This window comes from Streptomyces sp. NPDC004134 (assembly GCF_042874195.1).
Classification (GTDB): domain Bacteria; phylum Actinomycetota; class Actinomycetes; order Streptomycetales; family Streptomycetaceae; genus Streptomyces.
The window spans coordinates 341228-366157 of the sequence record NZ_JBIAMS010000004.1; the positions used below are offsets into that span (position 1 = coordinate 341228).

The 24930-nt window shown below is 73.8% G+C and carries 24 protein-coding genes and 1 pseudogene; 11 read left to right on the top strand and 14 right to left on the bottom strand.

Annotated elements, in window-relative coordinates:
• Positions 1-19: 19 nt before the first annotated feature.
• A complete protein-coding gene (locus tag ACFYVJ_RS08670) occupies positions 20-2917 on the bottom strand; it encodes a BTAD domain-containing putative transcriptional regulator (RefSeq protein WP_388887853.1) in 2898 nt (965 codons plus the stop codon).
• A gap of 161 nt (positions 2918-3078) precedes the next feature.
• Between ACFYVJ_RS08670 and ACFYVJ_RS08675 the strand changes: the two genes are divergently transcribed.
• On the top strand, positions 3079-3414 hold the full coding sequence (locus ACFYVJ_RS08675) for a hypothetical protein (RefSeq protein ID WP_388887854.1): 336 nt from the start codon (positions 3079-3081) through the stop codon (positions 3412-3414).
• 67 nt (positions 3415-3481) lie between these two features.
• Here ACFYVJ_RS08675 and ACFYVJ_RS08680 read toward each other — a convergent pair whose 3' ends face one another.
• Positions 3482-3673, bottom strand: coding sequence for a hypothetical protein (locus tag ACFYVJ_RS08680; RefSeq protein WP_388887856.1), 192 nt, complete (start codon positions 3671-3673; stop codon positions 3482-3484).
• Between the two features lie 10 nt (positions 3674-3683).
• The gene (locus ACFYVJ_RS08685; protein ID WP_388887858.1) at positions 3684-3974 is read right to left on the bottom strand and encodes a helix-turn-helix transcriptional regulator; all 291 of its coding nucleotides are present in this window, start codon (positions 3972-3974) and stop codon (positions 3684-3686) included.
• Between the two features lie 447 nt (positions 3975-4421).
• Between ACFYVJ_RS08685 and ACFYVJ_RS08690 the strand changes: the two are divergent.
• Positions 4422-4547 (top strand): annotated as a pseudogene (locus ACFYVJ_RS08690) (SAM-dependent methyltransferase); the annotation flags it as partial.
• Between the two features lie 163 nt (positions 4548-4710).
• Here ACFYVJ_RS08690 and ACFYVJ_RS08695 read toward each other — a convergent pair.
• Positions 4711-5859, bottom strand: a complete 1149-nt coding sequence (locus ACFYVJ_RS08695; RefSeq protein WP_388887917.1) for a flavin-containing monooxygenase — start codon at positions 5857-5859, stop codon at positions 4711-4713.
• A 181-nt stretch (positions 5860-6040) separates the two neighbouring features.
• Positions 6041-6694, bottom strand: coding sequence for a TetR family transcriptional regulator (locus tag ACFYVJ_RS08700; RefSeq protein WP_388887860.1), 654 nt, complete (start codon positions 6692-6694; stop codon positions 6041-6043).
• A 242-nt stretch (positions 6695-6936) separates the two neighbouring features.
• On the opposite strand from ACFYVJ_RS08700, the gene ACFYVJ_RS08705 reads away from it, so the two are divergent.
• Together ACFYVJ_RS08705 and ACFYVJ_RS08710 are read left to right on the top strand one after the other, a co-directional pair.
• On the top strand, positions 6937-7914 hold the full coding sequence (locus ACFYVJ_RS08705; protein ID WP_388887862.1) for a VOC family protein: 978 nt from the start codon (positions 6937-6939) through the stop codon (positions 7912-7914).
• A gap of 226 nt (positions 7915-8140) precedes the next feature.
• Positions 8141-10810 carry a serine/threonine-protein kinase gene (locus ACFYVJ_RS08710; RefSeq protein ID WP_388887864.1) on the top strand — a complete coding sequence of 890 codons (2670 nt, stop codon included), beginning with the start codon at positions 8141-8143 and terminating at the stop codon, positions 10808-10810.
• Between the two features lie 22 nt (positions 10811-10832).
• Here the strand turns inward: ACFYVJ_RS08710 and ACFYVJ_RS08715 are convergent, their stop codons facing one another.
• Positions 10833-11714 carry an NAD(P)-dependent oxidoreductase gene (locus ACFYVJ_RS08715; RefSeq protein WP_388887865.1) on the bottom strand — a complete coding sequence of 294 codons (882 nt, stop codon included), beginning with the start codon at positions 11712-11714 and terminating at the stop codon, positions 10833-10835.
• A gap of 121 nt (positions 11715-11835) precedes the next feature.
• On the opposite strand from ACFYVJ_RS08715, the gene ACFYVJ_RS08720 reads away from it, so the two are divergent.
• The 3 genes from ACFYVJ_RS08720 (at position 11836) to ACFYVJ_RS08730 (ending at position 14719) form a co-directional block, all read left to right on the top strand.
• Entirely contained in the window at positions 11836-12372 is a 537-nt protein-coding gene (locus ACFYVJ_RS08720; RefSeq protein WP_388887867.1) for a winged helix-turn-helix transcriptional regulator, read from the top strand.
• A 589-nt stretch (positions 12373-12961) separates the two neighbouring features.
• Positions 12962-13291, top strand: a complete 330-nt coding sequence (locus ACFYVJ_RS08725) for a GNAT family N-acetyltransferase (RefSeq protein WP_388887869.1) — start codon at positions 12962-12964, stop codon at positions 13289-13291.
• A 414-nt stretch (positions 13292-13705) separates the two neighbouring features.
• Positions 13706-14719: a helix-turn-helix domain-containing protein gene (locus ACFYVJ_RS08730; RefSeq protein ID WP_388887871.1), complete on the top strand. Its 1014-nt coding sequence runs from the start codon at positions 13706-13708 to the stop codon at positions 14717-14719.
• Between the two features lie 9 nt (positions 14720-14728).
• On the opposite strand, the gene ACFYVJ_RS08735 is transcribed toward ACFYVJ_RS08730, so the two are convergent.
• Both ACFYVJ_RS08735 and ACFYVJ_RS08740 read right to left on the bottom strand, forming a co-directional pair.
• The gene (locus tag ACFYVJ_RS08735; RefSeq protein ID WP_388887872.1) at positions 14729-15400 is read right to left on the bottom strand and encodes a hypothetical protein; all 672 of its coding nucleotides are present in this window, start codon (positions 15398-15400) and stop codon (positions 14729-14731) included.
• Positions 15401-15533: 133 nt separating this feature from the next.
• The gene (locus ACFYVJ_RS08740; protein WP_388887873.1) at positions 15534-16508 is read right to left on the bottom strand and encodes a helix-turn-helix transcriptional regulator; all 975 of its coding nucleotides are present in this window, start codon (positions 16506-16508) and stop codon (positions 15534-15536) included.
• 62 nt (positions 16509-16570) lie between these two features.
• Between ACFYVJ_RS08740 and ACFYVJ_RS08745 the strand changes: the two genes are divergently transcribed.
• Complete coding sequence (locus tag ACFYVJ_RS08745) at positions 16571-16966, top strand: RidA family protein (RefSeq protein ID WP_388887875.1); 396 nt, start codon at positions 16571-16573, stop codon at positions 16964-16966.
• A gap of 59 nt (positions 16967-17025) precedes the next feature.
• Here the strand turns inward: ACFYVJ_RS08745 and ACFYVJ_RS08750 are convergent, their stop codons facing one another.
• Positions 17026-17553, bottom strand: coding sequence for a DUF1062 domain-containing protein (locus ACFYVJ_RS08750; protein WP_388887877.1), 528 nt, complete (start codon positions 17551-17553; stop codon positions 17026-17028).
• 403 nt (positions 17554-17956) lie between these two features.
• Between ACFYVJ_RS08750 and ACFYVJ_RS08755 the strand changes: the two genes are divergently transcribed.
• The gene (locus ACFYVJ_RS08755) at positions 17957-18856 is read left to right on the top strand and encodes a GNAT family N-acetyltransferase (protein ID WP_388887879.1); all 900 of its coding nucleotides are present in this window, start codon (positions 17957-17959) and stop codon (positions 18854-18856) included.
• A 67-nt stretch (positions 18857-18923) separates the two neighbouring features.
• On the opposite strand, the gene ACFYVJ_RS08760 is transcribed toward ACFYVJ_RS08755, so the two are convergent.
• From ACFYVJ_RS08760 to ACFYVJ_RS08770, 3 genes are all read right to left on the bottom strand, one after another.
• Complete coding sequence (locus ACFYVJ_RS08760; protein WP_388887880.1) at positions 18924-19433, bottom strand: DinB family protein; 510 nt, start codon at positions 19431-19433, stop codon at positions 18924-18926.
• An 87-nt stretch (positions 19434-19520) separates the two neighbouring features.
• On the bottom strand, positions 19521-20645 hold the full coding sequence (locus tag ACFYVJ_RS08765) for a serine hydrolase domain-containing protein (protein ID WP_388887918.1): 1125 nt from the start codon (positions 20643-20645) through the stop codon (positions 19521-19523).
• Between the two features lie 126 nt (positions 20646-20771).
• Positions 20772-21371, bottom strand: coding sequence for a hypothetical protein (locus ACFYVJ_RS08770; RefSeq protein WP_388887882.1), 600 nt, complete (start codon positions 21369-21371; stop codon positions 20772-20774).
• Between the two features lie 140 nt (positions 21372-21511).
• On the opposite strand from ACFYVJ_RS08770, the gene ACFYVJ_RS08775 reads away from it, so the two are divergent.
• Positions 21512-22792 (top strand): glycosyltransferase family 4 protein, encoded by a 1281-nt coding sequence (locus tag ACFYVJ_RS08775; RefSeq protein ID WP_388887884.1) that lies wholly within the window; start codon positions 21512-21514, stop codon positions 22790-22792.
• On the opposite strand, the gene ACFYVJ_RS08780 is transcribed toward ACFYVJ_RS08775, so the two are convergent.
• Positions 22755-23006: a DUF397 domain-containing protein gene (locus tag ACFYVJ_RS08780; RefSeq protein ID WP_388887886.1), complete on the bottom strand. Its 252-nt coding sequence runs from the start codon at positions 23004-23006 to the stop codon at positions 22755-22757. The genes ACFYVJ_RS08775 and ACFYVJ_RS08780 overlap by 38 nt on opposite strands.
• Complete coding sequence (locus tag ACFYVJ_RS08785) at positions 23003-23839, bottom strand: Scr1 family TA system antitoxin-like transcriptional regulator (protein ID WP_388887887.1); 837 nt, start codon at positions 23837-23839, stop codon at positions 23003-23005. Before ACFYVJ_RS08785 ends, ACFYVJ_RS08780 begins: the two co-directional genes overlap by 4 nt.
• Positions 23840-24019: 180 nt before the next feature.
• On the opposite strand from ACFYVJ_RS08785, the gene ACFYVJ_RS08790 reads away from it, so the two are divergent.
• Positions 24020-24403: an ATP-binding protein gene (locus ACFYVJ_RS08790; protein ID WP_388887888.1), complete on the top strand. Its 384-nt coding sequence runs from the start codon at positions 24020-24022 to the stop codon at positions 24401-24403.
• Positions 24404-24930 lie beyond the last annotated feature (527 nt).

Below are 24930 nucleotides of genomic sequence, written 5' to 3' on the forward strand. Positions count from 1 at the left end.
GTTTCTCAGCCCGGCGGTCTCAGCCCTGCGGTGCCTGCGTCGAGCCCGATTCCTGGAGGTCGCGCGCCTCCGACAGACACGCCCGCGCCCGGTCCGCCTGCCCGAGTTCGTCGAGGGCCCGGCCCAGCACGGTCAGCGCGCTCCCCCGGTGCCAGTCGCCGCCGATGCCGCGGAGCTGGGAGAGGGCCTTCTCGGCGTACGAAGCGGCCTCGGCCGGCCGCCCCATGGAGAGGTGGACCTGCGCGACACGGAAGTGGGCCAGCCCCACCCACAGGCCCATGCGGTCCTCGCCGAAAGCCGTGACGGCGAGGTCCAGTTGGGCGAGGGCGTCCGCGTGCCGACCGGCCTGGTTCAGCGCGATGGCCAGGTGGTACCTGCTGCATGCCATGCGGAGCAGTGCGCCGGCCCGCCTGTCGATCTCCACGGTCTGCTCGGCCAGCTCGATCGCGGTGGCCGTCGCACCCGCGTCGAGGTGGACGCGCGCGAGGTTGCTCAGCGCACGGGACTCCCCGTCCAGGTTCCCGTCCGCGCGGTAGGCGACCAGGGCCCGTTCCAGGTAGTACCGGGCGTCGTCCAGGTTTCCCAGAACGGAAGCCGTGACCCCGCGGTCGTTCGCGGCCTCGCCGGACTCCCGGATGTCCTTGCGGGCACCGGCCGAGCCATGGGCGTCGCCCGCGTGCTGGTACGACAGTTCGAACCGGCCCGTGAACTGGTGAGCCGACGCCGGCACGACATGCGCCCGCGCCTGGCTACGCACGTCGCCCGCCTCTTCCGCCGCCGCCAGCAGGGCCGTGGCCAGGCGTAGGAACCGCGGGGAGTGCAAACCGGACTCCGCGAGGTCCTTGGCCGTGAGCAGCACGTCCACGGTGCGCGGGAGCGAGTCGCCGTGGGCGAACTGGCGGGCGGCGGCGAGCAGGCACTCCACCTCGGTGAAGAGCCAGTCCCGTGCCGTGTGCTGGTTGTCGAAGTCGAGCCCGGCGTGGGTCACCGGGGCCAGGTGCCTGATCAGGGTGTCGCCCGGGCGGCCCAGCTCGTACACCCGTGCCGCCGTGGTCAGGTAGAAGTCCAGGAGGCGGGATACGGCTGCCTCACGTTCCGCCTGCGGCTCCTCGCGGGTCGCGCAGGTGCGGGCGAAGAGGCGGAGGAGGTCGTGGTAGCGGTAGCGGCCCGGTGCTACGGATTCGAGGAGGCTGGTGTCCACCAGGGCCTCCAGCACGTCTTCGGTGTCCTCCTCCGTACGGTCCAGGATCGCCGCCGCCGCGGTCAGCGAGATGTCCGGGCCGTCCACCAGGCCCAGGAGGCGGAACGCGCGCGCCTGTTCCGGTTCCAACTGGCCGTACCCCAGCTCGAACGTCGCCTTCACCGCCAGGTCGCCGACCTGGAGTTCGTCCAGGCGGCGGTGTTCGTCGGACAGTTTGCGGGCCAGCACCGCCACCGTCCACGTACGGCGCGCCGCCAGGCGGGAGGCGGCGATGCGGATCGCCAGGGGCAGGAAGCCGCAGGCCGCCACCACGTCCATCGCCGCCGGGCGGTGGGGGGCCACGCGGTCGGCGCCGACGATGCGGGTGAAGAGCAGCAGGGCCTCGTCCGGGTCCATCACGTCCAGGTCGACGTGGTGCGTTCCGACGAGGTGGGCCATGCGGGCGCGGGAGGTGATCAGTGCCGCGCAGCCCTCCGTGCCGGGGAGGAGGGGGCGTACCTGGGCGGCGTCGCGGGCGTTGTCGAGCAGGGCCAGGACGCGGCGGCCCGCCAGCACCGAGCGGTAGAGCGCGGCGCGTTCGGTCAGCGACTCGGGGATGTCGGCGTCCGGGACGTTCAGGGCGCGCAGGAACGAGCCGAGGATGCCCGCCGGGTCGACCGGGGACGGGCCCCAGCCCTGGAGGTCGACGTACAACTGGCCGTCGGGGAAGGACTCCCGCGCCGCGTGCGCGACGTGCACCGCCAGGGTCGTCTTGCCCACCCCGCCGATGCCCGAGACCGACGACACCGCCACCACCATGTGCGGCGCCTGCACCAACTGCTTGCCCAGCTCCTCCACAAGGTGGTCCCGGCCGGTGAAGTCCGGCAGTGTCGCGGGGAGTTGCGCCGGGGCGACCGAGGCGGTGACCGGTGCGGGGGCCGGCTGGTCCGTGCCGCGCAGGATCCGCTGCTGGAGCGCCACCAGCTCCTGGCCCGGTTCGACGCCCACTTCGTCCGTGAGCTGGCGCCGCGTGTCCGTGTAGACGGCCAGCGCCTCGGCCTGCCGCCCGCTGCGGTACAGCGCCAGCATCAGCAGCTCCCGGAACCGTTCCCGCAGCGGGTACGCCGCCGTCAGCGCCGTCAGCTCCGAGATCGCCTCCGCCCGCCGCCCCGTCTCGACGTCCAGCTCCAACTGCCCTTCCAGCAGCGACAGCCGCCACTCCGCCAGCCGCGTGCGCTGCCGCTCCGCGTACGGTCCGGGCAGCCCGGCGAGCGGTTCGCCGTCCCACAGGTCCAGCGCGCCGCGGCGCAGCTCCCGGGCCCGTTCCACGTCGCCCGCGGCGCGGGCGGTGTCGGCGTCGGCCGCCAGCCGGGTGGCGGCCTCGACGTCCAGTTCCGCGCCCGCGCGCAGGTGTACGGCGTAGCCGCCGGCCTCGCCGCGCAGCAGGTCCGCGTCGGGGCCGAGGGCGCGGCGCAGCCGGGAGACGTAGGTGCGTATCACGCCGGTCGCGTCCCGCGGCGGGTCCTCGCCCCACACGGCGTCGACCAGCTCGTCCACGGCCACGTGCCGGCCGCCGCGCAGCAACAGCACGGCGAGCACGGCCCGCTGCTGCGGCGAGCCCATGCTCAGCGGCCGTCCGGCCTGCCTGACCCGCACCGGTCCGAGCAGGGCGAAGCGCACCGACGCGCCCTCCGCCGGGCCCTCTCCGGATAACTCCGCGCGCTCACCCTCGGACATCGCCACCCCCTGTCCAGTCCCGCGCACACAGTCTGCCGCACCCCGGACACCCCCGCCACCGGCCCGTTTCCCGACAGCCGGCCGGGCCGATTGACAGCGGATTGACGGCCTCCGACACACCGTCCACAGCATGTCCATGGCCGTCCGTTTCGCTGGACGGCATGAGCGACTCGACTCCCCGGAAAGAATCGCACGCACACGGTCTCCGTCTCGTCGTCGGCGCGTTCCCGGACGAGCTGGTCGACCCGCGGCCCGTAAGGCAGCTCCCCGCACCGCCGCCGCCTCATCTGGTGCCGGTGCTGGCCGAGTTGTCGCGCGGTACGCCCGACACGGTCGCCTGCCGCAATCTGCACATGTCCCCGCGCACGTACAGCAGGCGGGTGGCCGAACTGCTGGAGTGCCTGGGCGCGGAGAGCAGGTTCCAGGGCGGGGCGCAGGCGGTACGGCGGGGGTGGCTCGTCGGGGCGTGCCTCGCCGATTCGGCGGAGGGGGGCTGAGGCTGCGGCTGAGCGGCGGCCGGCATCGGAGTGGCTTCGCGGCTCGCCGTCTCAAGTCCCGTATCGGCTAGGGGCCCTGCCCCCCGCAGCGCGCGCAGCGGCACGGCGGCCAGCGACCCGGCAGCGGCACCGGGTCCCCGTCCGAGAGCCGGTAGCGAACACGGCTCGCGGGGCCGCGGCGGCCGGACCGCGAGACGTGGTAGACGGTGAGCGTCAGGCCCGGGTGGTCCGGCGGCGGGCGCAGCGGCTTCGATGCCATCGGGACGCCCTCACCTCGGTTCCGCGGCCGCCGGGATGTCGACGAGGTCCAGATAGGCGAACGCGAAGACCGCCGCCTCCGCGCGCGAGCGGACCCCGATCTTGCGTACGGCGTTGCTGAGATGCGCCCGTACCGTCCGTTCCGATATCCCCAGCCGGCGCGCGATCAGCCGGTTCCCCGCGCCCGTGCCGACGAGAAAGAGCGTCTGCCGCTCACGCCCGGTCAGAAGCGGGATGCCGTCCGGGTCCCCCGGAGCCCGTAAACGCCCTTGCGTGGCGGCCTCGCACAGGCTCGTCCTCATCTGGCCCACGACAGTCAGTCCTCCCAGCCCCCCGTTTCGCAGTGGTATGGCAGCCGCGAAAGTATTCCGGCGGCCGGACGCGGGTCAAGGAATACGGACGTCCGCGCGCAATGCTGGCGATTACTCGCCAATGTCCCCGCGACTCCCATGCGACGGCGCCCCGTACGCCACGTCCGCCCCGCCCGCGCGCCTGCCCCGGAAGGCGCTGAACGAAAGCTTGACGTGGGCATTAACCAAACGTTGATCGGCCCCTGCCATTCTCTTTTCAGGCCCGCAACAGGGGGAAAAGCCGGGCCGAGCGGTCGGCCGCTTTCTACACCGATGAGGTGAGCGGCCTACACGGTGCCCGTCCGATGACCATCAGGGGAAGTCGTCGGACGGGCACCGTCCTCGTTTCCGGACGCGGTCACGTACGGTCGGGCTCCTCGGGCGGGAAGGGACGCGCGCATGGAGCGGGACATACGGTCCGTGGAGGACGTACTGCGACTGCTGGACGGGCTGTTCGACCCCGGCGCGGACCGGTGGAGCGCCCGCGGCGGCGACTGGTGGGACGGCTTCTACGCGGACCAGGAGTCGGAGGCGTCGGTGCGCTTCCGCTGCCTTGACGCCTCCGGCCTCGTACGCGCCGAGTTCCCTGCCGTACGCGACGAGCCGGCGAAGGCCGGCGCGGCGAGGTGGCTGACTGCCACAGGTCCCCGCTGGATTCGGTGTCCGGGGGCGGTTTCGGCGGGCCGCCTCAGTCCTCGCGTGCCGCCTCGCGCGCCAGCTTCCCCGCCTCCGCCCCGATCTCCCGCAGGCTGCCGCTCGCCGGTCCCGTGAACCCCACGAAGTGCAGTCCCTCGGCCCCCTCCGGCGAGCGCCACCCCCGTGCCCGCGGCAGGCCGCGGGCGTCCAGCACGTCGAGGTGGCCGACCAGGTCCTCCAGTCCCCGCCGCCAGCCCGTCGCCGCGATCACCACGTCCGGTTCCGCGCGGTCGCCGTCCGCGAGGACGACGCCGTCGCCGTCCAGCCCCGCCACCGCCGGGACCGGGAGCACCCGGCGGTCGCGTACCGCCGCGACCAGGCCCGTGTCGACGACCGGGACCGCACCCTCCCGGAGCCGGGTGTAGAGGCCGCTCGCCGGGCGCGGCAGCCCGTAGTCGCCGAGGTCGGGGATCCCGATCCGGCCGACCCTGCCCGCCAGCCGGTCCACCGTCCCGGCCGGCAGCGTGCCGCTCAGCCGCCGGCCCGCCACCGCGCACCAGCCGGCGGCCGGCCTGCGGACGACGTGCGGCAGCGTCCGTACCGCCAGCCGCACCCGCTTCGCGCCGCCTGCCGCCAGCTCCACGGCTATCTCCGCGCCCGTGTTGCCGCCGCCGACGACGAGGACGTCCTTGCCCTCGTACGGGGCGGGGTTGCGGTAGTGCGCGGCGTGCAGGAGTTCGCCGCGGTACGTGTCGCGCCCCGGCCAGTCCGGTACGTACGGGGTGTGGCAGTACCCGGTGGCGACGACCACCCGGCGGCCGTCGAGGACGCGGCCCCCGGTCGCGGCCACCGTCCACCCGGACCCGGACCCGGACCCGGCCGCGGTTCCCGACCCCGAGCCCGCCCTGTCGACCCGCGCCACCTCCACGTTGTGCACGATCTCCAGCTCGTGGCCCTCCGCGTACTCCTCCAGGTAGTGCGCGAGCTCGTCCCGCCCCACCCACCGCCCGTACCGGCGCGGGAGCGGCGTGCCCGGCAGCCCCGACATCCCCCGCGGCGTGTGCAGCCGCAGTCCGTCGTAGTGCCGGCGCCACGAGTCGCCGACCCGGGCGCCCCGCTCCAGGACCACGGCCCGCACCCCGGCCGCCCGCAGCCCCGCCGCCGTCGCCAGCCCGGCGGGGCCGCCGCCGACGACGAGCACGGGACGCTCGTCCCGGCCACCCGGCTGCCTGCCACCCGGCCGCTGCCCGCCCGGCGGCCGCCCGCGATCTGATGGGACACGGTCATGAGACATGCGGGTGAGCGTAGCGCCGCGAGGGCCGCCGTCCGGCGGCTTGCCCGGCTCCCTGCACTAACGATTCAGCAGCCGCTACGCTGCGCGCTCACACCTGCTTCGGCGGCTTCCGCCCCGTCACCCCGAGGTGCACCAGCAGCGCCAGCGACGGCTTCAGGTCCGCCTGCTTCACGCCCCACGTCTGGAACGCCTTCTGGTGCGCCGCCACCCCGGCGAGCATCACCACCATGGAGCCGGCCACCGCGGCCGGGTGCACGGCCGCGTCGACCTTGCCCTTCGCCTGCAGCTCCCTGATCGACTCGGTGAGGGACTTGGTGACGGAGTTGAGGATCTTCATCCGGATCTTGTAGAACCGCTTGTCGCCCTCGGCTGCCCCGAGGTCGACGACCCGCAGGATCGCCTCGTTCCGCCGCCAGAACCCGAGGAATCCGTCGACCAGTTCCTCCGCGGCCTGGGCCCCGGACTTGCCCGTCCACGAACGCCCGGCCACGAGCCCGGTCAGACCGGCGCCCTCCTTGGCCATCTGTTCCGCCAGCTCCAGGACCGCGCCCTCGACATCGGGGAAGTACTGGTAGAAAGTCGCCGGTGAGGTGCCCGCCCTGCGGGCGACGTCGATCACCTTCACGTCCCGGTACGGCGAGGAGTCGAGCATCTCGCCGAGGCATTCGAGCAACTTGGTGCGGGTCGCCTGGCCGCGCCGGCCGGCGACACGGCCGTCGACCGTCCGAACTTGACCTGTCATGCCGTCAGCTTACCGACGCGTGATCGAACCGCGATCTGACGAGGGCAAACGGGGAGGTCACGCGGTCGGAAGTGCGCGAATTGTCACTCTCGAACAGAATTGACGCGACGTTCGGGGTATTTTCGCAAGAGCCCATGTCCGCACCGGATACGTTGGCGATGCGACCCATCGCGCGATCCCCGTCCCGCCAGTCCCCCATCACGCCTCTCCCCGCACGGTCCCATGGAAGGACGACGACGGTCATGGCCGCATTCGCCGAGGGCTCACCCTGCTGGGCCGACGCCACACTGCCCGACCTCCGCGCCGGTGAGCGCTTCTACGGTGAGCTGTTCGGCTGGACGTTCACGGAGGGCGGCGCGGGTACGGACGCCGGCCCCGGCTTCCCCCGGCACTCCCGGGCGTACCTCGACGGCAGGCCGATCGCGGCGCTCGTCGCAAAGCGCGACGGCCGGATGCCCACCGCCTGGGGCGTCCACCTGGCCACCCCCGACCTCGCCGGCACCCTGGAGAAGGTCCGGCGGGCCGGCGGCACGGTGCTCACCGAGCCGGTGGCCGCCGCGGACGCCGGCCGCTCGGCGACCGTCGCGGACCCGGACGGCGCCGTGTTCGCCGTCTGGCAGGCGGGCGAGCGGCCGGGCTTCGGCGTGACCGACGTGCCGGGCTCCTTCTGCTGGACCGAGGTCTACGTACGGAACGCGGACGCGGCCGACGCCTTCTACCCGGCGGTTTTCGGCTACGAGTTGCAGGCACCCCCGTTCGACGCGGGCGACTTCAAGGCGTGGACGCTGCCGGAGTCCGGCCGCCAGGTGGCGGGCCGGGCGATCGTCGGCGACGTGCTGCCGCCGGAGATGCCGCCGCACTTCCTCGTCTACTTCCGGGTCGGCGACGTCGGCGACGCGCTGCGGACCGTACGGCGCGGGGGCGGGCGGGTGCTCGTGGACCGGCAGGAGATCCCTGGGGCGACGTTCGCGGTGGTGGTGGACAACCAGGGGGCGGCGTTCGCGGTGATGGACGGGGCCGCGGCCGGGGACGGCGAGCCGGCGGGAGCCGGGGCGGCGCGGGACGAGCCGGCGCAGGACGAGCCGGCACAGGGCCGGCCGGCCGCCACCGGGGACGGCGAGCCGCCGCGGGGCGGGTCGGCCGCGGCCGGCGGCGGCGCCTCCGGCGAGCGCGCGGCGGAGCCGCCCTCCGCCCCCGCCACCAGCGCCGACGGGACCTGACCCGGTGCTGTCCCGCACCCCGCGCCCCGCGCGGCCCGCGGGGCTTCACCGGACCCGGCGGTTCCAGGGGCGGCGGTGTCCTGAGCCGCCCCCCGGGTTAGCCCCGGCACGTTCCGGAGTGGAGAATCGGCAGGCGTACTTTCGGGACTGACGGCCGTACGCCTGCGGTGAGAGGCTGCAGGGGGGCCCGGTTCCGGGAGCCCCCCACGGGGAGGTGGATGGTTACGTGGTCGAGCAGCTTGCGCAGCACGACCCGAGGCGGATCGGTCCTTTCGAGGTGCTCGGCAGGCTGGGCGCCGGCGGGATGGGTCTCGTCTATCTCGCGCGGTCGGCCTCCGGCCGCCGCGTAGCGATCAAGACTGTCCGCACCGAGCTCGCCGAGGACCAGCTCTTCCGCGTGCGCTTCACCCGCGAGGTCGAGGCCGCCCGGGCCGTCAGCGGCTTCTACACCGCCCCCGTCGTCGACGCCGACCCGCGGGCCGCCGTGCCGTGGCTCGCCACCGCGTACATGCCCGCGCCCTCGCTCGAGGAGATGGTCAACGACTGCGGGCCGCTGCCGCCGCAGGCCGTGCGGTGGATCGCCGCGGGCGTCGCGGAGGCGCTCCAGTCCATCCACGGCGCCGGGCTCGTCCACCGCGACCTCAAGCCGTCCAACGTGCTGGTCCTGGAGGACGGGCCGCGCGTGATCGACTTCGGTATCGCGTCCGGGGTCTCCAACACCCGGCTGACCATGACCAACGTCGCCGTCGGCACGCCCGCGTACATGTCGCCGGAACAGGCGCGCGACTCGCGCAGCGTGACGGGCGCGAGCGACGTCTTCTCGCTCGGCTCCACCCTCGTCTTCGCCGCTACGGGCCACGCGCCGTTCCACGGCGCGAACCCCGTCGAGACCGTGTTCATGCTGCTGCGCGAGGGGCCCGACCTGGAGGGGCTGCCGGGCGAGCTGCGGCCGCTCATCGAGGCGTGCATGCAGATGACCGCCGACCACCGGCCCTCGCCCGAGGCGCTGCAGTCCGACCTGGCGCCGCACCTGTTCGGTGCCGCGGGCGACGACAGCGGTACGGCGTCGGCGTGGCTGCCGCGTACCGCGATCCGGATGATCGAGACACGCCGGGGGGCCGCGGCCACGCTGGGCGGGGCCGGGGCGCACGGGGGTTCCTCCGGGCGGCACGGGGGGTCGCGGGGGTCCTCCGCGTCGCGCCGGTCGATGCCTCCGCGGCCCGCGCACCCGCCGTCGGCGGGTCCTGGGGTGGGGGGCGTACCGCAGGCGCCGCCGCAGTCGGCGCCCCACTCCGCACCCCAGTCGGCGCCCCACTCCGCACCGCAGTCCGCTCCGCACTCCGCCCCCGGGCGGCACGCCGGGCCACCCGGGGCCGGTCCCGCCCACGGCCCCGGCGGCGCGGGACCCGCCCATGCTGCGCCCGGCGGCGCCCCGGCCGCACCCCCCGCGGCGCCGCCGGAGCGCGTGCCCCAGCAGCAGGCCCCCGCGTCCGCCGCCGCGCCGCCGCAGGCCCCCGGCGCCGACGTCCAGTTGGCCGGCGCCCCCGTGCCCATCGGCCCGGGACCCCGCGTCGTGGACGCCCGCGCCGCCCGCGCCCGCGCCGCCGCTGACGGCGGGCTCGACCTCGGCTGGGCCCGGCCCCGCGGCTCGGCGCCCGGCACCCAGCAGGCGCCCGCCGCGCACGCCGGCGGCCACCCGCCCGCCGCCTCTCCGCCCACCACCGCACCCACGCCCCCGGCCGAGGCGGCTCCGCAGGAGCCGGCGCGGTGGCGGCCGTGGCGGTTCCGGATGTCCAACGACGTGTGGGGCAAGCCGGTCGTCTCCGGAAACCTGCTCTACGTCACCTCCTTCGAGGTTCACGCCCTGGATGTGACCAGCGGCAGGCGGCAGTTCAAGACCCGCGAGGTCGCCTGGTCCATGGCGCTGGCCGAGGGCCTGATCCACGCCTCGGACGGCCCCAGCCTGTACGCCCTGGACGCCGCCGACGGCCGCGAGCGCTGGCGCCAGGGCACCGGCGGCTGGGTGTACTCGCTCCAGGTCGCCGCCGGCACCGTCGTCACCGGCACCCGCGGCGGCGGCCTCCAGGCCCGGCACGCCGCCACCGGCGAGCCGCTGTGGGAACACAGCGGCTCGCAGACCGAGTTCGAGACCCAGGAAGCGGGACCGGTGGCCCACGACGGCACGGTCTACGTCTGGGGCGACGGCCGGCTGCGCGCCCTGGACACCCGCTCCGGCGCCGAACGCTGGTCGTACCCCATCGGCGACGCCGCCGCGTGCGGCGGCGTACCGGTGCGGCTGCACCCCGCCGACGACGTGGCCGCAGGACCCACGGTCTTCGCCGCGGCCGGCAAGCGGGTCCTCGCCCTGGACGCCGCGTACGGCACGCTGCGCTGGACGTTCGAGGCGCCCGCGGTGATCCTCAGCCCGCCCGCGTACGCCCCGGGCGCGGCCCTCACCGGCGGCGGCGTCTTCGTCGCCGACCACCTCGGCACCGTCTACGCGCTCGACGCCGCCGACGGCCGCGAACGCTGGCGCATCGCCACCGAGGCCCGCCAGTCCATCGAGCCCGTCCTCGTCGCCGACAACCACGTCCACGTCGGCAGCGGCGCCGCCCTCTACACCCTGGACGCCGTCGCCGGCACCCCGATGTGGCGCTTCGCCACCCGCGGCGACCTCATCGGCGCCCCCGTCGCCGCCGACGGCCGCGTCCACTTCGGCTCCGCCGACCACTGCATCTACGCCGTCGACGCCGTGGGCGGCCAGCTCCGCTGGAAACTCGCCACCGACGGCGAGATCACCGGCTCCCCCGTCGTCGCCAACGGCGTCGTCTACGCCTGCAGCAAGGACCGCTGCGTCTACGCCCTCGACGCCGAGAAGGGCACCGCCCGCCGCTGACTCCCGCGGGCGGGGGCGGTGTTCAGCGCAGGAGGAGGTCGACCAGGCCGGTCAGGCCCTCGTCGGCCTTGCCCTCCGTGAGGCGGCGGCGCATCAGTTCGAAGTACGGGGTCAGGAGCTCGGGGCTCACGCCCTGCCGGCGGGCCGTGTCGAGGAACGTGGGCGTGCCGGCCACCTGCATGGCGAGGTTGGAGACGACGCCCTCCGTGTAGTCGCCGTCGCGGAGCTGGGCGGCGGTCTGGTGGACCGACTGGGCCATCGCGGTGAGCCAGCCGGCCAGCAGCGGGGCGAAGTCCACCGGGTCGACGGCTTCGCGCCGGAGCAGGGCGAAGGCGTGGGTGGAGCCGGCGTGCATGCCGTACATGGCGCTCAGCAGGGCCACGTCGTGCAGCGCCGCGAAGCCCGGGTCCTCGCCGACGTAGGTGGCGCCGGTCGGGACGGCCAGGGTGTCGCGGTGGTCGTCGAAGACGTCGAGCGGGCCGCTGTAGAGCACGTAGCCGCCGGTCTCCGGGACGCCGATCATCGGCGGTACGGCCATGATCCCGCCGTCCAGGTAGCGCGCGCCCCGCTCGCCCGCCCACGCCGCGCGGTCGCGGGCCTGGGCGGGGGTCGAGGTGGTCAGGTTGACCACGTCCTTGCCGGCGAGGTCCGTGCCGGCCAGGACCTCGCCGACCGACACGTCGTCCAGCAGGCAGACGACGACGAGGGTGTTCGCCGCGACCGCCGCCGCCGGGCTGTCCGCCCTGCGGGCGCCCTCGGCGGCCAGCGCCTCGGCGCGGGCGGGGGTGCGGTTCCAGACGGTCGTCGGATGGCCCGCGGCGAGCCAGGTGCGGGCCAGCGCGGTGCCCATCGCGCCGAGGCCGAGGAGGGTCACGGGGGTCTTGTCAACAGTGTGCGGTGTCATGACGACAAGGCTGGTCACAGGCCCGTAAATGATCAAGTACGCACTTCGGAGTGGGTGGTTACCCTGGGGTGAGCGAGCACGTCGGCGGGGGTCCCGGGGTGCGGAAGTGGGAGGGGAGAACATGACCACGCTGAACCGGCCCGGTGCGCCCGACGGCCACGTCTGCGGCATCGACGCCGCGATGGAGATCATCGGCGGAAAGTGGAAGGTGCTGATCCTCTGGGCGCTCGACGACCGCCCCGCCCGCCGCTTCGGCGAACTCCGCCGCCTGCTGCCCGGCATCACGGAGAAGGTCCTCGCCTCGCACCTGCGCGAGATGGAGGCGGACGGGATCGTCCGGCGGGTGTCGTACGAGGAGGTGGTCCCCCGCGTCGAGTACTCGCTGACGGCCTCCGGCGCCCGGCTGAACGCCGCGCTGGTGCCGCTGGCGGACTGGGGCCGGGAGCGGGTCGCGGCGGCGGGGAGCGCGGATACCCGAGCGCCCGGCGGGCAGGCTGCCCCTGTGCCGCCCGCAACCAGCGCACCGGCCTCCGGTGCCCGACACCCCGCCCAGTCCGACCGCGTGCCGTCCGCCGGGCCGCCGCCCGTCCGCGTACCCGAGCCGGATCCCGTCACCGCACCCGTCCCCGCGCGCGGCGGCGCCGAGCGGGCCCGGTAGATGCGTCGTCGCCCCCTCGCGCCGCCCGCTCCCGCCCGCCTCACCGTCCGTCCCTACACGCCCGCCGACGAGTCCGCCGTACTCGCACTCGTCAACGCCGACCGGCTCCCCGGGCAGCCGCCCGCCACCCCCGCCATGCTCGCCGACGCCCTCGCCGGGCGGTCGCGAGCCGACGCCGACTGGTGGGCCGAACTGGACCCGCCCGTCACCGCCGTCGCCGAGAGCCCCGGCGGCGGCGTACACGGCGTCGTGTCGTACGCGCTGCGCCCCCACGACGACACCGGCCTGATCCTCTGGGCCCACTGCCCGCGAACAGGCCCCCGTCGCCCGCGCGCTGGCGGATCACGCCGTCGCCGCCCTCGCGCCCCGCGCCGTCGACGCCTTCCACATCACCTCCGCCCTCACCCTCGGTCTGGAGTGCCTGCCCGTACGCCACCGGCCCGCCACCCGCGCCGCCCTCGTCGGCGCCGGCTTCGCCGACCACCGGCGCTGGCGCTACCTCCGCCGCGGGCTGCCCGCCCCCGAACTCCCCCGCGTCCCGGGCCTCCTCGTCGGCCCCGGCCCCGACGGCGACCCGCGGAAGCGGCAGTTGACCGTACGGGACGCGCGGGGCGACGCCGTCGTCGCCGAAGCCCTGATCGGCGGCCACGGCGGCTACGGCGCCCTGTGGTGGATCGGCGTCGAGGAACACGCCCGCGGCCGCGGTCTCGCCCGCCGCCTCCTCGGCTCCGCGCTCGCCACGCTGACGGACGACCTGCGCGCGACGCAGGTCATCCTGCTGCTGGACGACGACGACACCGACGCCACGGCCCAGGACATCCGGGACCGTACGGCCGCGGGCGCGCTCTACGACCGCGCGGGCTTCACCGAGATCGACGTCCTGCACGCCTTCATCCGCCCCCGCGCCGACGGCCCGTGAGGGCCGCGGACGAGTGGTACGCCCGCACGACAGGCCGCAGACTCCGCGGCGTTCCGTGACCGACCGGGGCCCCGCCCCCCGTACGGGGCCCCTGCCGGCGCTCACCGCCTGCGTCGGGTCCGGGGCCGCCGCGGTTGTCCCGCGCGACGGCCCCGGCCCGTGCCGGTCCCAGGGGCCGGGACCGCCCCGCCGTACGCCCGGCGTAGCGCGGCCGGCCCCCGTATCCGGCCCCGCCGCCGAGCGGTTGCGGCGACTGGGACCGAGAATGTGTGCCGCGGCGCGGACCTGACAAGGCGGATCGGCGTTCGTGTCCGTTCGGAACGGAGCTCACCCGTTCCGAACGTGCGCGAACGCGCCGCGAACAAGGCCGATTTCAAGGTCGCGGGCGATCGCCCGTACCGCCATGCTGGGGTCGTGATCCACGAGGAGGACGGCTTGCCAGGGCAGCGGCCGGTGCAGCCGGAGTCCCCGCGGGCGCCCCGGCCGGGGCAGCTCCGTACGCGCGCCGAGTACCTGGCCGCGCTGCGGGAGTTGCGCACCTGGTCCGGGCTGACGTATCGCGAGCTGGAGGCCAAGGCCGGCACGCACGCCGACTCCCTCCCGGCCAGCACCATCGCCACCACCCTCGGCCGGACCACGCTCCCCCGGGAACGTTTCGTGGACGCCTTCACCCGCGCCTGCGGCCTGGCAGAGCAGGACGTCGGCCCGTGGCTGGAGGCACGCCGCCGCATCGCCACCCACGAACAGGCGGGCCCGCCGCCCGGGAAGGACGACGACACCGAGCCAGAGCCCCCTCCGGCCGGGCCCGTCCCGCGGTGGCGAAGGGCCGCCGCGCTGCTGGCGGCGGTGGGGATCGGCGCCGGAGGCGCGCTGGGCGTACAGGCGCTGCTGTCGGAGCCCTCCGGCCCCGGCGAGCCGCGCGCGGCGGTCGGCAACCACGCGGTGCCCGGTCTCGGCCTGAAGGCCGTGGGCAGTTGGGCCGAGATCCGGCCGTCCCGCAGCCCCGAGTTCTGCGTCACGGAGGGTACGGACCGCACGGGCCGCTACCGCACGGCGGTCGCGGCCCAGCGGCCCTGCGCGGAGGCGGCCCTGCCGCGGGTCTACCTCGAACCGGTCGGCGAGGGCGCCGTACAGATCCAGTGGCACCACCCGGAGCACGGCATCGGCTGCCTGACCGCCATGCGCGAGGGCCCCGGCCGCGGGCTGCTCGAACCGCGCGAGGCGTGCGCCGACGACGACCCTGCGCAGCGCTTCCGCCTCGAAGCGGCCGGCCAGGGAGCCGACAGGCGCTTCCGCATCCGCCCGGGCGGCGGCGGGTGCCTGGCGCCGCGCGACGAGGACACCGCCCCCGGCGCCGCGATGGCCCAGACCCGGTGCTCGGACGCGGCGGAGCAGGAGTTCACGATCAGCCTGACCCCGCCGCCGTAGCGGACCGCCTCAGTCGAGGACCGTCCAGGTGCCCCTGTTCTGCTTGTCGTCGGGCTGCAGGATGGGGTCCATCTGGTACGTCACGCTCGTGATCTCCGCGTCCTCCGGCACGTCGAAGATCATCCAGCCGGTGGTCTCGTCGCCCGGCGGGAGGTACAGGTTGAGGGGCAGGGACGCCCCGGCGGTGGGGTCGCCGGGCTTGGAGGGGTAGGCGTTCCCGTCCGCGTCGACGACATGCGCTCCGATGTTGCCGGTCTCGTCGTAAGCGGTGTCGCCGGTGCTGAGGATCGTGAACTCCGCCGCGACCAGGCGCTTGCCGGGGCCCGCCCCGAAGGTGGCCATCGCCGGTTCCGCGTCGTCCTCGTAGGCGTTCAGCGTGGTGTCGCTCTGTACGCTCCCGGAGCCGCCCAGGCCGGCCGCACCCTCCAGCGAGAGGGTGTCGCCGACCTTGGCGCCGAACGGCTCCGTGCTGCTGGGCGCGGCGGTCGGCGTCTGCTCGGTGCCGGACGGCACGGCGCCGGCGTCCGCGGCGGCGCCGGCGTCGGCGGCGGCGCCGGCGTCCGGGCCCTGGCTGGATTCGGCGTCGGCGCCGTCCCCGACGGAGAGGTCGGAACCCCCGCACGCCGTGAGGACGGTGGCGAGTGCGACGGCTGCGGCGGTGGACACGATGGTGCGGTGCATGTGGTTTCCCCGTGGTCGGCCCGTAGTCAACCGGGCGTGAAGTCACAGGGATTATGGGGTCTGGACATGCGCGCCGGGTGCCGTTTCTGTCACCGAACGGCATCAGAGTGGGCGGCCCGGCGGCGGTCCGGGTTCAGGACGGCGACGCGTAGTGGGCGGCGAGGGCCGCGGCGCGGTCGCGCAGGGCCGTACGCAGCCACTCGGGGGTCAGCGCCTCGGCGTCCGTCGCGAGTTGCCACACCGCCCACTCGGCGTGCCGCGCGTCCTGGAAGGCCACCTCCAGCCGCAGCCGCCCGTCCGGCTCCACGTCCTCGGCGAGTACGGCGAGCGCGGTGCCCACCAACTCCTCGCGGCGCCGCGGCGTGATCCGTACCGCCACGGCGACCTGGTCCCCGCCGCTACGGAACCGGGCGCTCCGCTCCTGCCACGCCCGGTCGAGGTCGACGCGCTCGGGGCGCTGCGCGGGTTCGGGGAGTTCCTCCGCGGCGCGAACCCGCGCGAGGCGGTAGGTGCGGTCGGCGCCGTCGCGGGCGGCGAGCAGGTAACCCTTGTCCCGCACGGTCACCAGGCCGATCGGGTCCACCGTGCGCCACGCGGCGGCCCGCCCCTCGGGGGCGTAGCGGATCCGCAGCTTCCGCCCGGCGAACACGGCGCCGCGGATGGCGGCCAGCACCTCGTCCGGTACGTCGTCGGCGGTGAGCGGGCGGGCGAGGAGGTCGGTCTCGGGGTCGACGAGAAGCCGTTCCGCGACTCCCGCGGCGGTGTCGCGGTAGCCGGGCGGCAGCGCGTCGACCACCTTGAGCATCGCCGACGCGAGCGCCGAGCCGAGCCCGAACGCCTGCGCGCCGCGCCGCGATCCGGCGATGAGGAGGGCGAGGGCCTCGTCGTGGTTGAGCCCGGTCAGCTCCGTACGGAACCCGGGCAGCAGCGCGAACCCGCCGTGCCGCCCGCGCTCGGAGTGCACCGGCACCCCGGCCGCGGACAGCGCCTCGATGTCGCGCAGCACGGTGCGGGTGGAGACCTCCAGCTCCCGCGCGAGCGTGGCCGCGGAGAGCCGCCCGCGCTGGCGGAGCAGCAGGACCAGCGAGACCAGGCGATCGGCGCGCATACGAAAAAATCTAGCAGGATATACGACACAGGATGTCGTCATTGGTTGCCAGGCTGACGCCCATGGAACGTACAGCGATAAACCCGGTCACCTGGTCGACGGAGATGGGCTTCAACCAGGGCGAACTGGTCTCCGGCCACACCCGCACCCTCTTCGTCTCCGGCCAGACCGCCATGAGCCCCGAGGGCCGGCCGCGGCACGAGGGCGACATGGCCGCGCAACTGAGCCTCAGCCTCGACAACCTGGAGGCGGTCCTCGCCGGGGCGGACATGTCCCTGGACAACCTCGTCCGCCTCAACGTCTACACCACCGACGTCGACGCCCTCTTCCCGCACTACGGCGAACTCGCCGCCCGCCTCGCCGCGGCGAAGGCGGCCCCGGCGACGACGATGCTGGGCGTCACCCGCCTGGCGATCCCGACCCTCCTGGTCGAACTGGAAGCCACCGCCGTCGCGTAGCGCGCCCCGGGGCCCGGCCGGCGGGTGCCGGCCGGGCCCCGGGGTCCCGGGTGCGGGTTTCAGCGTTTGAGGGTGAAGGTGAAGTCGCCGGTCTGTCTGGCGTTGAGGCGGATCGCCGAGATGAGCCTCCCCTCGTCGATCAGGCGTTCCGCCTCCGCCCGCGTGAGGGCGCAGCCGTCGGCGATCAGCCGTACCGGGCGGACCGGGATCCGGGCCGCGAAGCGCACCGTGACGTCGATGACCTCGCGGTGCAGGTGGTCCGTGCCGCCCGTGTCCAGGCGCCAGGCGCCCGTCCAGTCCAGCGCGACGCGGTTGCGGCGCTGGAGGGCCGGGTCCTGGAGCAGGGTGGCGGCCAGGTGGATGTCGTCGTGGTGGAACCGGGCCAGGAGTCCGGGGCGTACGGAGCGTACGTTCACCCGCTCCAGGACCGTGAGCTTCGCCGTCGCCCCGCAGCCCGTACAGAGCGCGAGGAGCCAGACGTCGAGGAGCTTGTGGTGGGCGTTGACGCGGAACTTGCCGTTCGCCCGGAAACGCTCCGACGCGCACGCGTGACAGCGGCGGCGGACGAGCGGCAGGCAGGTGGGCATGACCAACCAGTCTGTGAGCACAGAAGTACACCGGTAACTGTGTGAGAAAACCGCAGCAAGAAGCAGCGCGACGGCGCCTGCACGAAGCGGCGCACGGCGCGCGACCAATCAGCGCCTGGGAGGTCTCACACGGTGTACAACGGCACGCCCTTGCCTGGGGGACTCGGTCGGCGGACACGGTACGGGCGCGGGGCGGCGCTCCTCAAGGGATTTCCCCAGGTCGTAAAAGTGTGGACGACTCCGCGGGCGATCACCTACTGTGTGACGGCACGCCCTGAGACGGTCGGAAGGAGGCGAGTGCCGTGAAGTTCACCCTTACCCAGCGCTCCCCTCGTCCGCAGTCCGGCGTGGTTCGTATGTCCTGACGGGAGCGCGCCGCACAGCACGTATCCCGGAGGAATCCATGACCGATACGGTCATCCGCGCGCTCACCGAGAGCGACGCCCATCTTTTCGACGCCCTGCCCGACCCCCTCGCCGCCTGCGAGACGCACCGCCGCACCCGGTTCCGTACGGAGTGGAAGCGCGTCGCCCTGCGCGACGGCCGGGTCGTCGCCCGCGGCGCCTGGTGGGGCGGCCCCGACGACGCGGAACCCCTCAGCGTCAACTGGTTCGACGTGGCCGAGGGCGAGGAGGAGGCGGGAGTCCAGCTCCTGCGCTCCGTGCCCTGGCGGGTCGGACTCGAAATCAACCTGCCCGGCGACTGGCGCGACGACCCCGCCCTGCGGGCCGCCGCCGACGCCCGTTTCGCCGCTGCCCGCGCCGCCGGGTACGAACTGCTCGTCGAGCGGTACCTCTACCGTTGGACCCCCGGCCACGGCCTCCCCGAGCGCCCCGGCCGGCTGCGCTTCAGCGCCGAGCCCGACGACAGCGTGTTCTACGACGCCCTGCGCCGCATCCACTCCGCCACCCTGGACGCCCACGCGCTCAAGGCCATCGAGGAAGGCGGCCTGGACCAGGCGGCGCAGGAAGAACTCGACTTCTTCCACTGGTGCCCCTCCCCGAGGGAGTGGTGGCAGACCGCGTACACGCCGGAGGGCGAGCTGGCGGGCATCCACATCCCCGCCCACAACCCCTCGGGCCCGATCGTCGGCTTCATCGGCGTCGTGCCCGAACACCGCGGCCACGGCTACGCCTACGACCTGCTCGCCGAGTGCACCCACTTCCTCGTCGAGCAGGGCGCGGAGTTCATCAGCGCCGCGACGGACCGGGGGAACTTCCCCATGGCCGCGAACTTCGCCAAGGCCGGCTATCCCGTCGTCAGGGAGCGCGTCAACTTCCACCCGACGGACCTGAAGGCGTAGCGCGAGGGGCGAGGGGCCCGGCGGCGCGCCGGGCCCCTCGCCCCTTCGGCTCCGGGCACCGCGGGGTTCAGGCGCCCACGGTGCCGTCGATGCCCTCCCGCAGGAAGTCCGCGTGCCCGTTGTGCCGCCCGTACTCCAGGAGTACGTGCACCATCACCATCCGCAGCGACACCTCCTCGTCCCACCGCGGCTGGTACCCGGCCAGGTCGAGGGACTCCGCCTCCCGCTCGATCCGGCGCGACCGCTCGACCTCCGCCTCCCAGGCGCCGAACGCCTCGGCCCTGGTCGACCCGCTCGCGTCGTACGCCGCCTGGAAGTCGGTCCGGTCGGACCAGACCATGGGCGCGTCGTGGTCCTCGAACACGCGCCGGAACCAGGCCCGTTCCACCTCCGCCATGTGCCGCACCAGGCCGAGCAGCGAGAGCGTGGACGGCGGCATCGAATTCCGCCGCAGTTCCTCGTCGCTCAGCCCCTCGCACTTCCTGGCGAGAGTGGCGCGGTGGTAGTCGAGGGAGGCCCGCAGCGTGTCGCGCTCGCTGCCCAGCCGCGGCGGTCCCACACGGTTGTCGACGGTCACGTGCCGTACCCCTCAGTCGTGCATGCGGTTCGGGACCAGTATCCCTTCGGCCGCGCGGCCGCCGGAGCCGCTTCCCGACGGGAGCGGTCAGTCGACCGGGGGTGCCTGCCCGGTCCCGGCCGCGATCAGGTCCGCGAGCCGCCGGGCGGTGTCGAGGTGGGGGGTGAGCCGGGTCTTGGTCATGGCGAAGGAGACACCGGTGTCGGTGTCGGCATACACGTAGCTGCCGCCGCCGCCGACCCAGCCGAACGTGGCGGGTGTCTCGTCCGGCGGGGTGCCGATGCGGCCGAGCGGATAGCCCAGGGCCAGCCGCGCGTGGTTGCCGAAGACCCGGTCGGTGCCCTCGAAGGCCGGCGCCGTCAACTCCGCGAGCTGGTCTGCGCCGACGAGCCGGCCGTCGAGGACCGCGGCGTTCATGGCGGCGATTCCCCGCGCGGTGAAGGTACCGACCGAGGGGATGTCCGCTTGCAGGATCTCGTGGCTGTTGCCCATGGCCGCGGTCGGCCGCAGTTCCCACGGCGCAAGAACGGCGTCGTCGCCATCGCCACCGCCGTCGCCACCGTCGTCGGGCGGGGCGGCCGGGGGCGGTGCGGCGTCTTCGAGTCGTGCCAGCCGGGACAGGTCGGCTCGGGGCACGCCGAAGTACAGGTCACCGTCGATGCCCAGGGGCGCGGCGACCCACTCGTGCAGGAGCTGTCCCATGGGTTTGCCCGTGGCCCGGCGTGCGACCTCGCCGACGAGGAAGCCGTAGGTGAAGGAGTGGTACCCCGTCTCGGTCCCGGGCGGCCACCGCGGCTCGGCGCCGGCGATCGCGGTGCAGACCCGCGACCAGTCGGCCAGGCCGGCGGGGCCGATGCCCCGGGGCATCGCCGGCACGCCGGCCGAGTGTGTCAGCACGTGCCGAAGAGTCGCGGCCGCCTTCCCGCGGGCACCGAACTCCGGCCACACGTCGGCCACCGGTGTGTCGTACCCGACGGCACCGGTCCTGACGAGCAGGTGGGCGATCAGCGACGTCATGGCCTTGCCGGCGGAGAAGCTGAAGAACGGAGTCTCCGGGGTCACCCTGCGCCCGGTCCGGCCGTCGGCGACACCGGCGACGGCGTCGACGACGAGGGCGCCCCGATGGTGAACGGCGACCTGCAAGCCGGTTTCCGCGCCGGCAGCGACGAGTTCGTCGAGGACGCCTTGGACCTGCTGCTGGAGTGCGGGCATCATCGCCACCGGCTCGGCCAGGTCACTGTCCCACACCTCACACCCGTCGACCGGGGCATGTTCAGCCATGCCGGACTCATCGAACCACGGCGTCACCTGAAGCAACGGGGCCGGGGTGAAGCCGGGCTAGGCGGCGCGCGGCGGCTCCTCGGGGCGCTCGTCGGGGGCTTCCGCCTCACCGGGCCGCGCGGGCCGCCCGGAACGACCGGGCTCACCCGGCTTACCGGTGGTGGAGACGGAGCGGAGGCGGGGTTCCGGCGCGGGTTCTTCCGCGGGCGGCGTGAGGGGGCGGCGCTCCTGCTTGCCCCAGACGCCCACGCCGACCAGCATCAGCGCGGCGCCGATCACGGCGTTCGCCGTCCCGACGTCCAGCCCGGTGCCGTCGGTGCTGACCTTCAGCCCGCCGACCGCCTGGCTCTGCCGGAGCATCCACAGCGCGGTGATGAAGAGCACCAGCAGCGCGGCGAGGATGACCAGGCGGCGCGAGCGCGTCAACGTCCCGTAGATGGCCACCAGCGCGGCGACCGCGAAGGGCAGGAAGATCGAGCCGAAGAGCTGCGCCCGGGTCCCGGAGATCCCGTCGAAGACGCTGCCAAGCCCGTAGAAGCGACCGTCCCGGCCGTTGTACCAGGGCCGCCAGACACTCCAGACCACGCCCACCACACCGGCGAGGACGAGGACGGATCCGGCGATCCAGCGCTTGTTGTGCGCGGTGTTCTCCAGCATCTTCGTACTCCTCCGATGCCGTAGTCCCCCATCCGACGCTACGTCCCACGTGCCTCTCCCGCCACCGGAAGAACAAAAGGCGCACCTGCGGCGAACAACTAGAGTCGGATTCGACTACTTCTGGGGGGCACGGACCACGCATGCGCATTTCCTTCCTGCTGCACAATACGTACGGAATCGGGGGCACCATCCGTACGACCTTCAACCTCGCCCAGGCGCTCGCGGAGCGCCACGACGTCGAGCTGGTCTCCGTCTTCCGGCACCGCGACGAGCCCATGATGGAAGCCCCGCGCGGCATCCCCATCCGTACGCTCGTCGACCTGCGCCGAACGAGCCCGCACTACGCGGGCGACCTGCCGGACCACCGAAAACCCGCCCGCGTCTTCCCGCGCGGCGACGGCCGGCACAAGCAGTACAGCAAGCTCACCGACGACCGCATAGGCGCCTATCTGCGCACCGTGGACGCCGACGTCGTCATCGGCACCCGCCCCGGACTCAACGTCCACATCGCCCGCCAGACCCGCCGCGGCCCCGTCCGCGTCGCCCAGGAACACCTCACGCTCGACGGCCACGGCGGGCGCCTGCGCCGCGAACTCGGCATCCGCTACGGCCTCCTCGACGCGGTCACCACCGTCACCGAAGCCGACGCCCACGCGTATCGCACCCGCCTGCACCTCCCCGGCGTCCGCATCGAGGCGATCCCCAACAGCGGGCCGACACCGGCGGCCGCCCCCGCCACCGGCACCGCGAAAGTCGTCGTCGCCGCCGGCCGGCTGACCAAGGTCAAGCGCTACGACCTCCTGATCGAGGCGTTCCACAAGGTCGCCGCCGCGCGCCCCGACTGGACGTTACGGATCTACGGCAGCGGCGACCGAACGGGCAACGAGCGCGACGCCCTGCGGGCGCAGATCGCGGATCTCGGGCTCGCGGAGCACGTCTTCCTGATGGGCAACGCGAACCGCATGGAGAAGGAGTGGGTCAAGGGCTCCATTGCGGCGGTGACATCGAGCAAGGAGTCGTTCGGCATGACGATCGTGGAAGCGATGCGCTGCGCGCTGCCGGTCGTCGCCACGGACTGCCCGCACGGGCCGAGCGAGATCATCGCGGACGGCATGGACGGCCGCCTGGTCCCCGTCGGCGACGCGAACGCCGTGGCGGACGCGCTACTTGAGCTGATCCAGGACGACGACCTGCGCCGCCGCATGGGAGCCGCGGCCCTCATCGCCTCCGAACGCTTCGACCCGTCACGGATCGCGGCCCGCCACGAGGCGATCTTCACGGAACTGAGGGAGCACCCCCACCCCCGAGGCCCCCTCCGCGACCTGGCCCTACGCTCCCGCGCCACGGCCTACGGCAGCGCCTGTTCGGCACGGCACTTGGCCGCTACCGCGCTGCGCCGAGCCCGGAGGCGAAGTCGGTGAACGCGTGCCAGGCGTCGGCGGAGAAGGTGAGCGTGGGGCCGTCGGGGTCCTTGGAGTCACGGACGTGAACGGCGGCGGGGGTGGCGGCAACCTCGACGCAGTTGCCGCCTTCGCTACCGCTGTAGGACGACTTGCGCCAGTCGAGGGCGATTTCGATGCAGTTGCCGCCTTCGCTATCGCTGTAACTGCTCTTGAACCACGCCAGCGTGCTCACAGCTCTCCCAAGACCTGCTCGATCAAGTCGAGTGATTCGCGAGGCGCCAGCGCCTGCGCCCGGATGATGCCATAGCGCCCCTCGATCTCGCGGACCCTTTCCCGCTCCATGATCAGTTGGCTGGTGCCCTGCACCTCCACGTACGCAATCCTGCCCTGGTCCTCGGCCTCAAGCAAGGTCAGCGCCCCGTCCAGGCAGGCGTGGTCTTCCCGGTCCGTGGGCATGACCTGGATCTCGACATTCGGCCGCTGTCCGGTCAGAAGGAGGTGCTCCAACTGGCCGCGCAGCACGCCTTTTCCACCGATCGGCCGTCGCAGCACAGTCTCTTCAAGCACGAAGCTCAGAATGGGCACGGGCTGGCGATCGAAGATCGCCTGTCGGTCCAGTCGAGCGGCAACTCGTTGCTGGATGATGTCCTCATGCACCGGCGGACGACGGGCCTGTAGGACAGCGCGGGCGTATTCCTCGGTTTGCAGCAAGCCCCAGACCACCTGCGGGTCGTACGCGTGCAACTCCACCGCCGCCTTCTCCAGAGCGGCGAAGTCCTCGAAGAACGTCGGGTACCGGACCCGCGCCAGTTCCTCCTTCATCACCTTCAGCAACCCGCCCGCGTCCACTGCCACATCCGCCTGATCGACATACTCAGAACGCGGAATCCGCCGCCCCTGCTCGACCGCCCCGACCATGAACTCGCTGTACCCGATCCGCCCGGCCAATTGCGGCTGTGTGATACCAAGTCGTTCGCGCAGGATCTTCTGCTGCCGCCCGAACGTGCGCAGGATCGCGGCCCCCTCACCCTCGACCGGTCGACTCGGACGCTTGGATTCCGCCATACTGAATCGCCTCCCCACTTGCGATACGTGTCCGGTACAGCACTCTCCGTAGGCGCTGTACGCCTGGCCAGGGTATTCGCCTCACCGGCACCGTGGGGATCCATGAATCCCCCAACGATTGCACGAGAACCGGAACGCGCCCCAGGCGCACAACCAACCGCGCTCGCCCGGACGTTCGCGATGCAGTTCACGTCCAGCCGCCGTGGCGCCCGCCTCGCTCGTCTGCTTGCCGTTCAGCGGCTGGAGACGTGGGGCTTCCCCCGCGACGAGGAGGTGTCGCTGGCGCTGGAGACGGTGGTCGCGGAGTTGTCCGCGAACGCCGTGCAGCATGGGCGGGTGCCCGGGCGGGACTTCCACGTGGCGATGCGGCTCCGCGTCGACGGCGTGCTCCGTATCGAGGTGGCCGACGCACGACGCGAACGGGTGCCGGTACGGGAGCGGCGGTACGACGTGGAGGACGAGCGCGGGCGGGGGCTGCTGCTCGTGGAGGCGATGGCGGACCGGTGGGGGGTGGCGGAGCGCAAAGCCGTGGGAAAGATCGTGTGGTGCGAGCTTGATACCTGACGCCGCCCTACGCGGCCTTCGTGCTCGGAGACGGAGAAATTGCGCCGTAACTCGCGGTAACACCCCCCAATCCGCACCGAATCAGGCCCCCAGCGCCGACTTTCGCCCCTCCAGGCGCACTCACCCACCGGGCAGCCGCCAGATCCGCCCCAGGCCACCCGGAATGCGCGCCACCGCTACAAAGTCGCCGCAACGGCAGCCAGAAACCCGGGCAAAACCCCCACTCAGCCCGGGTTTCGCCCCATCGCCACCCGCCAAGCCGCACCCGACCAGAAGCCCCACGGGGACCACCCCGCCGGTGGCGCCGACAAGCGGGCGGGCCCCGGTGCCATCCGCCGCCGGCGCCGGGGCCGTCCGCGCCCGGGGCGGGCCGGCTCCGGTGGGTCGGCCCCCGTCGCGGGATGACCGATCCGTACGCCGCTTCAAGGGGCGCCGCTCCCTCCGGGCCACCCATAGCCGCCGGTCTTTCGGGCCGGAGTCCGGTGTCAAGGGTGGGGCGAAGCCCCATCGCGAAGCGACGCTCCTCG